The organism is Dactylosporangium sp. NPDC048998 (genome assembly GCF_043197855.1).
Classification (GTDB): Bacteria; Actinomycetota; Actinomycetes; order Mycobacteriales; family Micromonosporaceae; genus Dactylosporangium.
In genome coordinates, this window is the sequence record NZ_JBICTV010000036.1 from 46,940 (window position 1) to 60,712 (window position 13,773).

Here is a 13,773-nt window from a genome sequence, read left to right on the forward strand (position 1 = left end):
GTACGATAGCTAACCAGGTACGGCGTACGCAAGTTAGGTAAGGACGGGTGACAGTGACATCGAGGGCCGGCGCCGGCGACGACGCAACCAGGAAGAGCGATACGAGGGCAGCCCCGACCGTCGGCAAGGGGCGACTCTCCGGTCGGGTCCAGGTGCCGCTGGCCACCAAGCCCGCCCGAGGCCCGGCCCCGTCGTACAGCCTCGCCCAGGTGGCCGAGGCCGCCATCGAGATCGCCGACCGAGACGGCATCGAGGCGGTGTCGATGCGCAAGGTCGCGGCGTCGCTCGGCACCGGCGCGATGAGCCTGTACCGCTACGTCGAGAACAAGGAGTCGCTGTGCGCCTTGATGCTCGACCACATCCACGGCGAGACGAAGCTACCCCCGCCGGTCGGCGACTGGCGGCACGATCTGCGCACGGTGGCCGCGCAACTGCGCGACACCCAGCTCACGCACCCGTGGCTCGCGCGCATCGCCGCCGGGCGTCCGGCGATGGGCCCCAACATGCTGGTCATCTTCGAGCACGCGATGGCGGTGCTCGACGGAGTCGGACTGTCCATCGAGGACATGCTGGGCATCTTCTCCATGGTCGCCAGCTGGGTCGGCGGGTTCGTCCAGGAAGAGCTGGCCGAACAGGAGGCCCGACGCAACATGGGCATCGACGAAGTTGAGTGGAACAAGCGCATGGCCGACTACCTCGAACGACTCACCAGCGGCGGCGAGTACCCGTACTTCACCCGGGTGGTGCGCGAAGGCGCCGACCATGACTTCCAAACCAGGTTCGAACGTGGACTCGACCGCATCATCGCCGGAATCGCCGCGACGCTGCCGGAGAAACCGTCGCGTTGATACAAGCCCGCCACGCTTCGGGAATCAACCCCGCAACGCGCGTGACACCTGCTGTTCCTCCCCCTCATGCACCCCTCATCTCGGCCGCTACATAGCCACCCGGTATCGCACCGAATAGCGTGGCCGGCTGAGCGGAACCGCACGAACCACGTTCCGGCACCGGGACGTGGCGGTTGCCATTCCAAGGAGGAACAGTTGCCATCCAGACGAACCCTGCTCCGCGCGACCGGAGGCATCGCGCTGGCCACCGGCACAGTGGGCCTCGGCGCGGGCTCCGCCAACGCGACGGGTCCGGGCACCAACTGGGGCCGCCTGCGCAACCAGCTGCACGGCGATCTGGTGCTGCCCGGCAACAGCGGCTACGACCTCGCCAAGCAGTTGGAGGTCGCCCAGTACGACGCCGTCAACCCGCAGGGCATCGCCTACTGCGAGACGCCCGGTGACGTGAGCGCGTGCGTCCGGTTCGCCAAGCACTACGAGATACCGGTACGGGTACGTAGTGGAGGGCACAATCACTCCGGCTGGTCGACGAGCGAAGGTCTGGTCATCGACGTGTCGCGGATCAACCACGCAACCGTCGGCAGGTCCACTATCCACCTCGGCCCCGGCCTCGAGGCGGTCGACGCCGTCAACGCGCTGAAGCCCTACAACAAGCAGGTGATCAGCGGTACCTGCGGGACGGTCTGCCTCGGCGGATTCCTGTCCGGCGGCGGCATCGGCTACCACACCCGCAAATTCGGCATCGGCAGTGACCGGGTCGTGTCGGCCCGGCTGGTGCTCGCTGACGGCCGGCTGGTGCACTGCTCCCCCGACGAGGAGCCCGACCTGTACTGGGCGATCCGCGGCGGCGGTGGCAACAACTTCGGCGTGGTCGTCGACTTCGAGGTCGCGCCGGTCGAGGCGCCCACGGCGGTCACGTACACCACCACGTGGCCGGCCGACAAGATGCAACAGGTCATCGCCGAATGGCAGGCCTGGTGCGTCGCCGGCTCGAACAGCCTGGGCTCGCTGCTCGCGGTGCTCCCACCGTTCTTCGGCTCGCCGACGGTCCTCATCACGGGCCTGTACCTCGGCCCCAAGGCGGAGCTCGACGCGGCGCTCGACGAACTGGCCGGCCGCGTCGGCGTGCAGCCGCTCACCCGCGACGTCAGCGGGCAGCTGCCCTACGCCGACGCGGCCACGACCAACTACTGTGGCGACAAGACCCTGCTGCAGTGCCACCGCGTCGGGCACAACCCCGAGGCGCAGATGCCCCGCGCACCGTGGGAGCGGCAGAGCTTCCAGCTCATCAACCGGGCTCTTACCGCCGAGGAGGTCGGCCGCTACGTGGCCGCCTGGGAAAGGCACCCGGAGCTGCCCTACCGGTACCTGCAGTGCATCGCGATCGGCGGCGTGGCCAACCACATCCCGCGCGCGTCGAGCGCATGGTGGCAGCGCGACGCGCGATTCCTGATCGGCTACATTTGCGGCCAGGACAGCTCGGCACCGAGCGACGAACAGGTCGCCCAGGCGACCGCGTGGACCGACGAGGGTGCCGCCGTGCTGGCACAGTTCGCGAGCGGCTCGTACATCAACTTCCCGAGCGCCCGCCCGGTGGCCGACTGGCAGCACTCGACGTTCGGCGACCACTACTCGCGCCTGGTGCGGATCAAGCACCGGTACGACCCGACGAACTTCTTCCGGTACCCGCAGAGCATCGGTAGCTGACGCTGTACGGTCGGCGGCCCGGCGGTCACCCAGGTGACCGCCGGGCCTTTTCGTGCGCCGCCACCCATCCCGCCCGCGAGACGTCGCAGCGCAGCACGCACGAGGGCGTCCCCGGTCCACTGCGGACCGGGGACGCCGTGTTCGGGTACCGCCGCTACAGCGGTGCGGGACCGCCCGGAGCGCCGCGGGGACGCACTCGGAAGATGCCCCAGATGCCCGCCTCCGTGAACGCCTGACGGGCGTCCTGGTAGAGGTAGTCACCCGGGTTGCCGGCCTGGCCACCCGCCGAGGCGATGCACGCGTCCATCGTCTCGCCGGCGCCGATGGTGCGCGTGCTGATCATCGCCGACTTGCGGATCCGCGGATCCATCCGGAACGCGTGCCCACTGATCGCGAACGAATGGAACTGGTCGGAGGCGCCGACGCCCACCCGGAACACCACCGGGTCGTGCGCGTACGCCTGGAACACGGGTGTTCGTGGTTCACCGTACGGGTTGGAGCTGAACGCGCTACCGTACGACCCGACCACGTTGACCGTCGTGTAGTCGTTGACGTTCGCGGTGAGCCCGAGTCGCTGCGTCAACGGTTCGGTACGGTAGTTGACACTGTTGTACGCCTTGTCGTACGGACCGGAATGATCGGCCGTGCCTGGTGGTGCGCCGGGCACCGGCGCGAACGGCAACGGACTCTGCGGCTGGTTGACGCCGCTACCCGCCACGACGTCGACATACGGCTGGACGCTGCGCGAGAACTGCTGGTCAGTCGTCTGCATCGTCAGCGCGAACTCGCGCAACCGCGTGCCGTTCGGCAGCCTGATGATGGCCTGCGTGCTGGTGGCGGTCGGGCCGAGCGGTGTGTTGTCGGCGCTTTTGGTCCAGGTCGACCCGGCCGGCTCGACGATGAGCATGCCGTACGCGCCGTGCCGCAGGGAGGCCGTGCTGCCCAGGTTCTGGAACAGCGACGTGCCCAGTTCCTTGTCGGCGTAGTAGGTGTAGGTGACCGACCTGCCCGCCGTCACGGTCGAGTCGGGGTTGAGCCCGATCGCCGCACCGGACGACAGTTGCGGGTTGTGCACCAGCTTCGCCAGGTCGAGGCCAGCGTTGGTACCGCCGTAGAGCGACCCGGCCGTCGTCTGGTTGCGCAGCGTCAGCCGGACGCAGTCGCCCTTGTCGGCCCGCAGCACCAGCGGCTCCAGTGCCTTGGTGCCGGCTCTGACCGCCGCCACGTCGGAGGTCAGCGCGTACACCACGCCACCGGTGTCCTGGTACGGCGACGTCGGCAGCGCCTGGTTGATGAGCGACACGTCGTAGTCGATCCGCCTGGCGAGCGTCGGACACGGGTTGACCGTCGAGGTGACCACGTCGGTGTTGACCGTGCCGTCCGGCCGGTACGCCGAGGCCGGGTCGGGCCCCGGAACCTGCTGGGTGTTGCCGGTCGCCGCCACCTGTCTCGGGAACCCGACCCCGGTGGCCGGAGCCGGCCTGCCGGGCAACGGCTTCAGGTCGCCCTGCAGCGTGTCGTGCGCCCGGAAGATGCCCCACGCGCCGCTCTCCAGCGCAAACGTCCGCGCGCTGTAGTACAGGTAGTCGCCAGGGGCGCCGGCACCGCCGTCGAGCACGTAGTCGAACCGTTCGGAGATGCCCGTGGTGGCCGTGTCGGTGAGCTCGCCGTCCGCGTTGAACCGCTGTGTTCGGAACCGGTGGCCCTGGATGCGCAGCGCCTCGGCGCGTTCACCCACCCCGATGGTGCGCACCACGACCGGGTCGCCGGTGTACGCCCGCAGCAGCGGTGTCGATGGGTCGCCGTACTTCACCGACGAGAACACATACGGGTCCACCGTGGTGACGGTTGCCCGGACGGTGTTCGCGTCGAGCTGGTTCGGTATGTCGGGTGCCCGGCTGAACGCGTTGCGACAGTTGGCGCCGTTGAACTCCTGCCGCTGCATGGTGGTCGTCGGGTTCGCCGGTGTCGCGCCCGGCGGTGTTCGCTCACCCAGCGGCGCCGCTCTGAGGTTGATGTCCCCTTCCTCGCACTCCTGGCCGGGGTTGAACGGGTTGAGGCCCTCCTGCGGCGACGAGTTCAACTCACCGCGGCCGCGTCGGCCGTTGTGCAGGAACAGCACGAACTCGCGGAACGAGCCGGACTGCCCGGCGCCGACGGAGCCCGTCGTGTGGATGTCGACCTGCGTGCCGCTGGTCACCTGTGCGCCGGTCTTCGGATCATGGTAGGTCGAGCCCTTGGGCTCGATGATGTGCGCGGCGAACAGGCCGTGCGCCCACGAATAGATGGCATTGACATGGTCGTGCCAGAACACCGTGCCCGAGTCCACATCGGAGTACCAGCGGTACTGGACGAACTCCACGCTCACCGGCTCGCCCGCGGTGTGGTCCGGGTTCGCGAGGTCGCTGTCGAAGGTGAGCTGATTGCCGGCGATGGTCACGATCTTCTTGACCTCGATGCTGGTGCGGGCGACGCCCACGCCGATCGAGATGCCCGGCCGCAGGTGATCGACGTTCGACACGGTGACCCGGTTGGGCGCGTCGACCGACGCGAGCGTGCGGTTGTCCCGGCTCGCCGCGTACACGGACTGCTCAAACGCGAAGCCCGCCACCACGCCGTCGGATGCGAGCGGGTCGAACTGCACGAGGTGCGTGTGCATGTTGACCTTGCTCTGGACCGACGGATTCAGCTCGCTGCCGAAGTTGACCGCGATGCAGTCGCCGACGTTGGACCGGATCGCCAGCGGCTCGACAGGTTTCGTGCCGGCCAGCACGGCGTCCTTGTCCTGCGTGAGGACGTAGATCTCACCCTTGTTGTCGGTCTCGCGGGCCGTCTCCTGGAACGGCACCGAGATGGCCGTGACGTTGAACCTGTCCACCCGGGATGCCTGGGGACACAGCCCGTCCCGATGTCGCGCCGTCGCGGTGTCGCCGACGCCCGGCGCGCCGGCGTGCCCGTTTGGCGCGAAGGGTGGTCGCATCCCCAGATGTGGTTTCAACAACGGGTACGCGGGACGCCCGGTGACCGGGTTGAACAGGATCTCCGGTCGGGCGCCGGGAGCGGATGAGCGATAGTTGGCCCATACCGCGGTGGTGTCCGGTTCACCCAGATACACAGGTGCCGCGGCGGTGCCGCGCTTCAGCCAGTCCCAGACGGTGGCGTCCTGCGTGTCCGGGCCGCTGCCGTCGTTCCAGCGGGTGCCCTGCGGCGGCAGCGCGTTCTCCACCAACTGCTCCAGCGCCACCTGGGTCTGCGGGTTGGTCAGACCGGCCTGCAGCACCACCGTCTTGCCCTCGATGGTGCGGCCCAGCAGGCCGGCGGAGTTGACGGCGCTCGGCGCGGCCTCCCGGCCGGGCAGCTTCGCCAGGTCGGGTTGGGCCGTGTCGTAGACCCGCCACAGGCCCCACATGCCGGCGATGTAGTGGTGCGCGATATGACAGTGGTACAGGAAGTCGCCGGCCGCCTGCTGGCATCCGCCCGCACCGCACGCGTGGTCCAGCGTGTAGGACTCGAACGGGCTGACCGTCTGCGAGTCCAACTGGATGGTGTCGGTGCTCGGGAGCGGCTCCTTCGACAGGCCGCCGCCCAGGTCGGTGTCGCCGGCACCGTCGTCCAGCGTCCACCGGGTACCGCCGCCGTGCACGTGATGCACGTGCAGCTGCTCCTGGCCCGCCTGCACCAGGCGGGTCTTCGTCGGCTCACCGAGGTACGACCGAGGCATCGGGGTCGCCGGGTCGCCGAACGTGTACGAGCTGTACGCCAGCGACTTGTCGGCCTGCTGTGCGTCGGCGCCACGACCGGCGTCGAGCTGAAGCCGACGGTAGAACGACTCGCTGCGGTAGTTGATCGCCCGGCTGCCGGGGCGGTACGAGTTCGTCGCGCCGCCGCCCTCGTCGGGCTGGGACGCGGTGGGCGGCCGGATGTCGAGCATCGGCAACGGCCGGCCGAGCTGCACCTGGTCGCCGACCGGCGTGCCGGGGTCACCACCGATCGGAATCCCGGTGGTGTTCTGGCGCAGCGGCCGACGGAGGTTGAAGTTCTCGTCGCCGACCTCGTGGTAGATGATCGTGAACTCGCGGAAGGTCGTGCCGGCCCCCGGCTTGATCATCGCCTCCCAGTTGCTCCACGTGGCATCCGTGGTGCGCTCGACCCCGGTGACCGGGTCGTACCAGCGCGACCCGGCCGGCTCGGCGATCAGCGTGCCGAACAGGCCGTGGGCGGTGAGCTGGGTGGAGTCGCCGCCGCTGCGGAACACCTTGGCGCCCTCGCCCATCGTCGGGTCGAGGTAGTACCGGTACTGCTTGGTCTGGCCCACCTCGGCCATGACCGACGTCGGGTTGTTGCCGACCGCCTGACCGCCGTCGCCAGCCGCGGCGTCATAGGAGACGCCCGCCATGTCGATCGAGACGGACGGAATGCCACCGGGTTGGGCGATCGGCGGGTTGCCGAGCAGGCCGTTGAGCGGTGCCCGGGTGAGCTTGTTCGTCAGGTTGATGACCACGCACTCACCGAGCCGTGCCCGCAGCACCAGCGGCTGGATCGGGTCCTGGCCCAGCCCGATCGACACCTTGGCGGCCGACGGGTCGTCCTCCGGTAGCGACGACGCGGCGTGCAGCGCGGCCTCCTGCGCCCGCACCGCGCTCAGCCGGTCGTTGAGCACGTACATGTAGCCGTACGGGTCGTGATCGCCGAAGCGGTCGACGACGATGTCAAGATCGATCGCCGTGACGTTGTAGGTCCGCTGCGGCGCCCTGCCGCACCCCTCCGGCCTCCCCGCCGCGGCCGCGTCCGCGGCCGGCAGCGCAAACACGGACGCCGCGACCACCATGCCGGTCGCCAGCGAGCGCGACCAGACCAGATGGGCCGGTGCGGCCGCACGACGCAACTCGGCGGCGAATGCCGGTACGACCACCACCCCGATCAGCGCCAGCATCAGGATGGCCACCTCGACCTGCACGGCCACGCCGGCCGCGTCTCGCAGCAGCCCGACCAGGCCGCCGTAGGGCAGCCCGCCGGTCGCCACCGAGCCGGCATGATCGTGCTGGTGGCCTCCGGCCGTGGCGATGACCGTCCGGCCGAGCGCCTGCACGGTTGCCAGCGGCACATACAGCACCGCCAGCACGACGCCGATGGCACTCGCGCGGGCCACCTGCCGGCCGGTGCCGAGAACACCCCCGCGCCGACGGCGCAGCAGACGGTCGCCGGCGTCCACGAGCCAGACGCTCGCCGCCGCCGCCGGCACGGTGAGGATCAGGTCGAGCACGAAGTACGGGGCGTGGGACAGCAGGGAGCCGTGCACATCGCCCAGCAGCCAGTGCTGCCAGGTGACCGTCCCGATGGCCAGGAACAACACCAGGAACATGGTCGACCGGAATGCCGCGAACTGCACGCCTTCCGGTCGTTGCGACCAGCCAGGAGCCGGCCCATGTACGAGCACGGCGGACCGTTTGAGCATCGATCGGGCCTCCTTGAGAGTGGGGCTATCCGTGGCTGTGGTGGTCGGGGGCGGTGCCCCGCAGATCCACCAGCAGCCGGTGCTGGCCGCCGTCACGGCGCCAGTTCAGGAAGAGCGGCGGGTCGGCCTGGCTGGGCATCGGCGTGTCGAAGTAGAGGACGCCGTCGACCTGGCTGTGCGCCGTGAGCCGGGGCAGGCCGCCGAACGTGTCGGCCTGCGGCGCGAGATGCCCGTCGGTGCGCCCGCCGCCCAGGGTGAACTCGGTGCCGAGGTCGAACAGCCGCGCCCCGGCACCGGGGTTGGTCAGCGACAGCTTGACGCCCAGCCGCATGTCGTCGCCCTCGGGCGCGCCCGGCATCATCTGCGCCGGCATCTGGTAGCCGTCCTGGCCGTCCATCTCGTGGTTCTGCATGACCACCCACGACGCGTGCCCGATGGTGGCGGTCAGCCCGCCCAGCGTCGCGCTGGCGACCGGCGCCGCGCCCTCGCCACGCAGCCAGAACCCGACGCCGGTGCCGGCGACCGCGACGAACACGGCGACCGCGACGACGGCGCGGTACATCGGCCGCACCGACCGGCTCGCGGCGCGGGTGGGGGCTCTGCGCATGGTGCTCTCCTCAGGTCAGTCCGAGTCCGCGGGCTGCGCCTCGGCCAACTGGTCGCGGGCCAGCAGCACCGCGCCGGACAGGGAGGACAGCGGGCCCAGCACCGCCTCCCGGACCGCCGGACCGGGACGGCCGGGCCGGGCCGAGGCACGGATGTGCTCGGCCACCACAGCCGCGTAGCCGGGCAGCCCGACGGCGAACCCGCCGCCGACCACAGCCACGTCGGGCCCGAGCAGCTCCGCCACACCCACCACGGCCAGGGCCACCGCGTCGGCGCTGTCGCGCACAGCCGCCCTCGCCCACTGCGCACCGTCGAGCCAGGCCTGGCGCAGCTCGGCGGCCGAGACCTCACCGACGCCGCGCCCGCGGGCCGCCCGTCGCAGTGTGGCCGGACCGGATGCGACCGCCTGGACGCAGCCGCGGCGCCCGCAGTCGCAGGCCGGACCGGCGCGGTCGACCACCATGTGGCCGAGCTCGCAGGAGCCCCGGCCGGGGCCCGGCAACGGCCGGCCGTCGAGCACGATGCCACCGCCCACGCCGGTGCCGACGCCGACGTACACGACGTCGCGCCGGCCCGCCACCGCCGCCTCGGCGACGGCCGCGAGGTCGCCGTCGTCGGCCCAGGACACCCGGGCCGTCGGGAACAGTTCCCGAAGATAGGCACCCAGATCCAGGCCGGTCCACGACGGGCGGCCGGGCCACCCCACCACACGGCCCGCGCCGTCGACGGTCGCCGGCATCGCGACGCCGACCGCGGTGAGCACCGGCCGCCCGGCGCACACCTCGCGCACCGCGCGGGCGAGCACGCCCAGGTCGTGACGGACCCCGCCGCCGACAGGCCACCGCACGACGCTCTCCACAGCGGCGTGACCGTCGGCCTCCAGTCGCAGGGCCGTCTTCGTTCCGCCGACGTCCACGCCCAGGTAGGCCGCCATTACTCGGCCTTGACCAGGTCCGCCCGGGCGAGCACGGCGTCCATGAGCTGCGCCTGGCACAGCGAGTCGGCGGCGTGCGCATCGAGGCCGGTGCCCGCCGTCAGCGCACCGGCGAACAGCCGCACCACGTTGGCGAACTGGTCGTCGGCCGGCAGGACCAGCTCCTCGCGGTGATCCTGGCGCTCGACGTGGACCACCGGCTGGAAATCGGCGGGCGGCGTGAACACGCGGTCCAGTGACAGCCGCCCGGTGCTGCCTGTGAGCTCATAGCTCGCCCGGTAGCTGTGCTCCATGCCGAAGGTCAGGTGAGCGGCCACGCCGTCGGGCGTGTGCAACAGGATCGATCCGGACACCACGACGCGGTGCATCGGATCGACGCGCAGCACGGCGCCGGTGACCGCCAGGTCGGGCCCGAGGAAGTGCGCCGCGGCCCGGATCGGGTAGAACCCGACGTCGAGCAGCGCGCCGCCGCCGACGTCGGCCTGGTACCGGATATCGGTCGGCGGCTTCGGCGGAATCGTGAACGCGCTCGCGAACTGCCGCAGTTCGCCGATGGCCCCACCGGCTACCATGCCGCGCACCGCTTCGTGCTGCGAATGCCGCAGGAACATGGCGTTCTCGAACAGCAGCAGGCCGCGCTCTCGGGCCAGCTCGACCAGCGCGGCGGCCGATGCATGGTCGGTGGTCAGCGGCTTTTCGGCCAGCACGTGCTTGCCCGCGAGCAGCGCCCGCCGGATCCACTCGGCGTGCAGCACGGCCGGCAGCGGGAGGTAGACGGCGTCGACGTCGGTGCGCTCCAGCAGCGCGTCGTAGCCGCCGACCGGCTCGCCACCGAAGCGGTCGGTGAACGTGCGCGCCTTCGCGGCGTCGCGGCTCGCCACCGCGACCAGCCGAACCTCCGGGTCGGCGAGCAGCGCCGGTAGCATCCGGCGCCTGGCAATGTCGGCGCAGCCGAGCACGCCGAAACGGACGGGGGCGAGAATGCGTGTCACGGACATCGTCAGCTCCGTCTCACAGCGCCTGGATGCAGGCCATCAGCGTGCGCAGCTCAACGTTCAGGTAGTTACTGTGCAGCAGCAGGTCGCACAACTGGTGCAGGCTCAGCCAGCGGTACCCGGGCGGGGCCTCGATCGGGAAGTCGTCGCCGACCTCGACCACCAGGTAGCGGTTCTGCGCGTGGTAGAAGCGGCCGCCCTCCTCCGAGTGCTGCGCCTCGTACCGAATCCGCTCGGGCCCGACCGCCTCGACATAGGCCAGGAACGGTGGCCGTTGGTCCTCAGCGTGGTTGGCGTAGTTGCCCGGTCGGCAGTGGACGGTCGGTGCCAGCTCGGCCACGTTCAGCGCACCGGCATCGATACGCGCCTGCACCAGCGCGTGCAGCACGCCGTCGATCCGCTTCGCCAGCAGCGCCAGCAGCCCCGGCCCGACCGGTGCGACCAGCGGCTGCTGCCAGGAGACGACCTCGCGCATGGTGGCCCGCACGTCTACGCCGATCACCTCGAAGAACCGCCCGTCGTCGCGGAAGATCCGCTCAGGCGTGCGGCGCCAGCCGTCCGAGTCGATCTCGTGCAGCGGCACCCGCTGCTGCACCAGCTCGGTGCGGGCCCGTACCTCGGTCAGCCAGCTCAGCACCTCGCGGGTCGAGTGCAGGGCGTCATCAGTGGCGAGCGAGCGGCGTACCGCCTGGGTGAACGTGCCGTCGGCGGTCAGCCGCACGCCGTCCGTGTCGGGCCGCCACAAGCTCGGTGGAATGCATGACAGCACGGTGCGTGCGTCCATGTTCACGGTATGGTCCAGCCGCAGCAGCTCCCTGATCTGGCCCAGCGTCAGCCAGCAGAAGTCGTCGTCGACCGGCACGTCCTCGGTGACCTCGACGATCATGTTGCGGTTGCGTTTGTGCAGGAACCAGGCGCCCTGTTCGGACTGCAGCACGTCGACCAGCACCCGGCCACGCCGCGGTTCGACGAAGTGCTCCAGGTATTTGATGCGGCTGCCGCCGTGCACCCGCGTGTAGTTACTGCGGGTCGCCTGGACCGTCGGCGAGAGCTGCAGTCCGTTGACATTGCCCGGCTCGACCTTGGCCTGCATCAGGTAATGCGGCACGCCGCCGAACTCCTTGACCAGGATCGCCAGCAACCCCACCTCGGGCTGCACGATGATGGGCTGGCACCAGCGCCGGTCGCTGCCGTGGTCGGTGTGCACGCGCAGCCCGTCGACGGAGAAGAACCGGCCGCTGTCGTGCACCAGGTTGCCGGTGTCCGGCTGGAAGTGCCAACCGGTCAGGTCGGCCAGCGGGATTCGCGCCACGTCCTGCCGGTTCGCCTTGGCCCGTTCGGCGAACCACGCGAAGAAGTCCGCGGTGGACATGAGCGCGCCATCGGTGGTGCGCTCGTCGTGCGCCACGTCGGTCATGGCCGTTCTCCTCTTTGCAGGCCCGCGTAGAGGGCCTGACAGGTCTCGTAGCGCGGCAACACGCCTGCTGCGACGCACTCGGCAACCGTCGGCGCGCCCGCGTCCTTCTCGGACATCAGCGGCTCGGTGCAGCCCCACGGGATGCCCAGGTCCGGGTCCAGCGCCCGCACGCCGAGCATGGTCTGTGCGACGAACTCGGTGGAGCACAGGTAAGCCATCCGGGCGCCGTCGGTGCGGGCGATGAACGCGACCCCGAGCCCCTCCGCGGCGAAGACGCCGACGGCCGAGTCCTCGTCCTGGTCGACCATTTCGAACTCGCCGAACGTGGGCGAGCCGACGCGCAGGTCGACCACCGCGGTGGTGAGCGCACCCCGCACGCAGGTAACCAGCTTGGCCTGCCCAGGCGGTGACACGGTGAAATGGAAGCCGCGCAGCGTATCGCGCCGCGAGACGGCGAAGTTGCCCTGCCGAACCTCGAACGGCCGGCCGAGCGCCTCGGCCAGCGCCTCCTGGCGCCATGCCTCGTAGAAGCTGCCCCGGTGGTCGTCGATGCGTTTCGGTTCGATCCGGTACGCATCCAGAACCTTGGTCGTCGAGATCTCCACAGTGGCCCCTCAGCCCGCGCGCTTCGCGTGCGCCTCGACCTCATCGGCCGCCCGCGACGCGCCGCCGGACAGCCGGATCTGCTCCCGCATCGCGGCCACCCCTGCGGCGATGGTCTCGTCACCCGCGACGGCCAGTGCCATGTCGCGCAGCCGTTCCGCGGTCAGTTCCCCGGGCGGCAGCATCCGGCCCAGGTTCAGCTCGACCGCCCGGTCGGCGATGACCTGCACGTCCGGCCACGCCGGCACGAGCACCAGCGGACAGCCCTCGGTCAGCGACTCGAGCACGCTGCCCATGCCGCCGTGGGTGAGGAACACCTTGGCGTGGCGCAGCACGGTCACGTGCGGCAGCCACTGGCGCACCTCGACGTTGTCGGGCAGCGGCCCGAGCGACGCCGGGTCCACCCGCTGGCCGACCGAGATGACCAGATGCCACGGCCGGCCCTCGAACGCCCGCGCGCAGGTCCGGAAGAACTCCGGATTGTCGTTGTACGTGGTGCCCAGTGACGCCAGCACCACCGGCAGCCCGCTGGCCGGCGGCTGCCACTCGCCCAGAAACGCACGTTCGCCCACGCACGGCCCGACGAACGCGTAGCCGTCGCCGAACGTGTCGCCCTGAGGCTGGAACGCGCGCGGCACGTACACCACGTTCAGCTCGTCGACGCCCGCCGGCGACTCGTGCGGCGGCGTGTCGATGCCGTACTCGCCGAGCAGCTCAGCGGCCCGGCGCGCGTACTCCTCGTACGGCGCGACAGCGGCCTCATCGTGCTGCAGTCCCGACGCGGCCAGCGCCTGCTCCATGAAGTTGTAGTGCTCGTTGGAGGCGAACACCGGGGTCAGCTCGATGCCGGGCCGGCCCCATGATTTCGCCAGGATGCGACCGGCCAGGGTCATCGGGCTGTCGTAGAGCACCACGTCGGCGGGCCCGGCGGCGAAATGCTCCTCGACCGTCCGCAGCACCCGGCGGTTCTCCTCGAAGAACGCCATCGGCGCGTCGTCGGTCTGCACCGTCGACACCGGGTCGACCGACGAGTACAGCAACGTGAAAGCGCCCGTGGCTGCGATTGTCGGCGCGAATTCCTCGGTCGTCACATAGATGACGTCATTGCCTCGTCGTACCAGTTCCTCGGCCACCGCCAGCGTGGGGAAAACATGGCCGCGAGCCGGAATGGTGGCAATCAGGATGCGAATTCCCATGTTTGATCCATT

The 13,773-nt window shown here is 70.4% G+C and carries 9 protein-coding genes; 2 read left to right on the top strand and 7 right to left on the bottom strand.

Annotation, left to right across the window (positions count from 1 at the left end; translation table 11 throughout):
- Positions 1 to 53 precede the first annotated feature (53 nt).
- Both ACGFI8_RS41230 and ACGFI8_RS41235 read left to right on the top strand, forming a co-directional pair.
- Positions 54 to 848, top strand: a complete 795-nt coding sequence (locus tag ACGFI8_RS41230) for a TetR/AcrR family transcriptional regulator (RefSeq protein WP_392813074.1) — start codon at positions 54 to 56, stop codon at positions 846 to 848.
- A 195-nt stretch (positions 849 to 1,043) separates the two neighbouring features.
- Positions 1,044 to 2,555, top strand: a complete 1,512-nt coding sequence (locus ACGFI8_RS41235) for an FAD-dependent oxidoreductase (protein ID WP_392813076.1) — start codon at positions 1,044 to 1,046, stop codon at positions 2,553 to 2,555.
- A 154-nt stretch (positions 2,556 to 2,709) separates the two neighbouring features.
- Here the strand turns inward: ACGFI8_RS41235 and ACGFI8_RS41240 are convergent, their stop codons facing one another.
- From ACGFI8_RS41240 to ACGFI8_RS41270, 7 genes are read right to left on the bottom strand one after another with little or no spacing between them, the layout of a single operon-like run.
- A complete protein-coding gene (locus ACGFI8_RS41240; protein ID WP_392813077.1) occupies positions 2,710 to 8,010 on the bottom strand; it encodes a hypothetical protein in 5,301 nt (1,766 codons plus the stop codon).
- Between the two features lie 25 nt (positions 8,011 to 8,035).
- Positions 8,036 to 8,617 (bottom strand): hypothetical protein, encoded by a 582-nt coding sequence (locus ACGFI8_RS41245; protein ID WP_392813079.1) that lies wholly within the window; start codon positions 8,615 to 8,617, stop codon positions 8,036 to 8,038.
- Between the two features lie 15 nt (positions 8,618 to 8,632).
- The gene (locus tag ACGFI8_RS41250) at positions 8,633 to 9,550 is read right to left on the bottom strand and encodes an ROK family protein (RefSeq protein WP_392813080.1); all 918 of its coding nucleotides are present in this window, start codon (positions 9,548 to 9,550) and stop codon (positions 8,633 to 8,635) included.
- On the bottom strand, positions 9,550 to 10,548 hold the full coding sequence (locus ACGFI8_RS41255; RefSeq protein WP_392813081.1) for a Gfo/Idh/MocA family protein: 999 nt from the start codon (positions 10,546 to 10,548) through the stop codon (positions 9,550 to 9,552). Before ACGFI8_RS41255 ends, ACGFI8_RS41250 begins: the two co-directional genes overlap by 1 nt.
- A gap of 13 nt (positions 10,549 to 10,561) precedes the next feature.
- On the bottom strand, positions 10,562 to 11,962 hold the full coding sequence (locus ACGFI8_RS41260) for an NDP-hexose 2,3-dehydratase family protein (RefSeq protein WP_392813083.1): 1,401 nt from the start codon (positions 11,960 to 11,962) through the stop codon (positions 10,562 to 10,564).
- Entirely contained in the window at positions 11,959 to 12,567 is a 609-nt protein-coding gene (locus ACGFI8_RS41265; protein WP_392813084.1) for a dTDP-4-dehydrorhamnose 3,5-epimerase family protein, read from the bottom strand. The genes ACGFI8_RS41260 and ACGFI8_RS41265 overlap by 4 nt, the downstream gene beginning before the upstream one ends.
- 9 nt (positions 12,568 to 12,576) lie before the next feature.
- Complete coding sequence (locus ACGFI8_RS41270; RefSeq protein WP_392813086.1) at positions 12,577 to 13,761, bottom strand: macrolide family glycosyltransferase; 1,185 nt, start codon at positions 13,759 to 13,761, stop codon at positions 12,577 to 12,579.
- Positions 13,762 to 13,773: the final 12 nt, after the last annotated feature.

Excerpts from the sequence above, each read along its gene's own strand:
- ACGFI8_RS41250 (WP_392813080.1), bottom strand. The coding sequence starts at position 9,550 with ATGGCGGCCTACCTGGGCGTGGACGTCGGCGGAACGAAGACGGCCCTG.
- ACGFI8_RS41270 (WP_392813086.1), bottom strand. The coding sequence starts at position 13,761 with ATGGGAATTCGCATCCTGATTGCCACCATTCCGGCTCGCGGCCATGTT.
- ACGFI8_RS41255 (WP_392813081.1), bottom strand. The coding sequence starts at position 10,548 with ATGTCCGTGACACGCATTCTCGCCCCCGTCCGTTTCGGCGTGCTCGGC.
- ACGFI8_RS41240 (WP_392813077.1), bottom strand. The coding sequence starts at position 8,010 with ATGCTCAAACGGTCCGCCGTGCTCGTACATGGGCCGGCTCCTGGCTGG.
- ACGFI8_RS41245 (WP_392813079.1), bottom strand. The coding sequence starts at position 8,617 with ATGCGCAGAGCCCCCACCCGCGCCGCGAGCCGGTCGGTGCGGCCGATG.
- ACGFI8_RS41260 (WP_392813083.1), bottom strand. The coding sequence starts at position 11,962 with ATGACCGACGTGGCGCACGACGAGCGCACCACCGATGGCGCGCTCATG.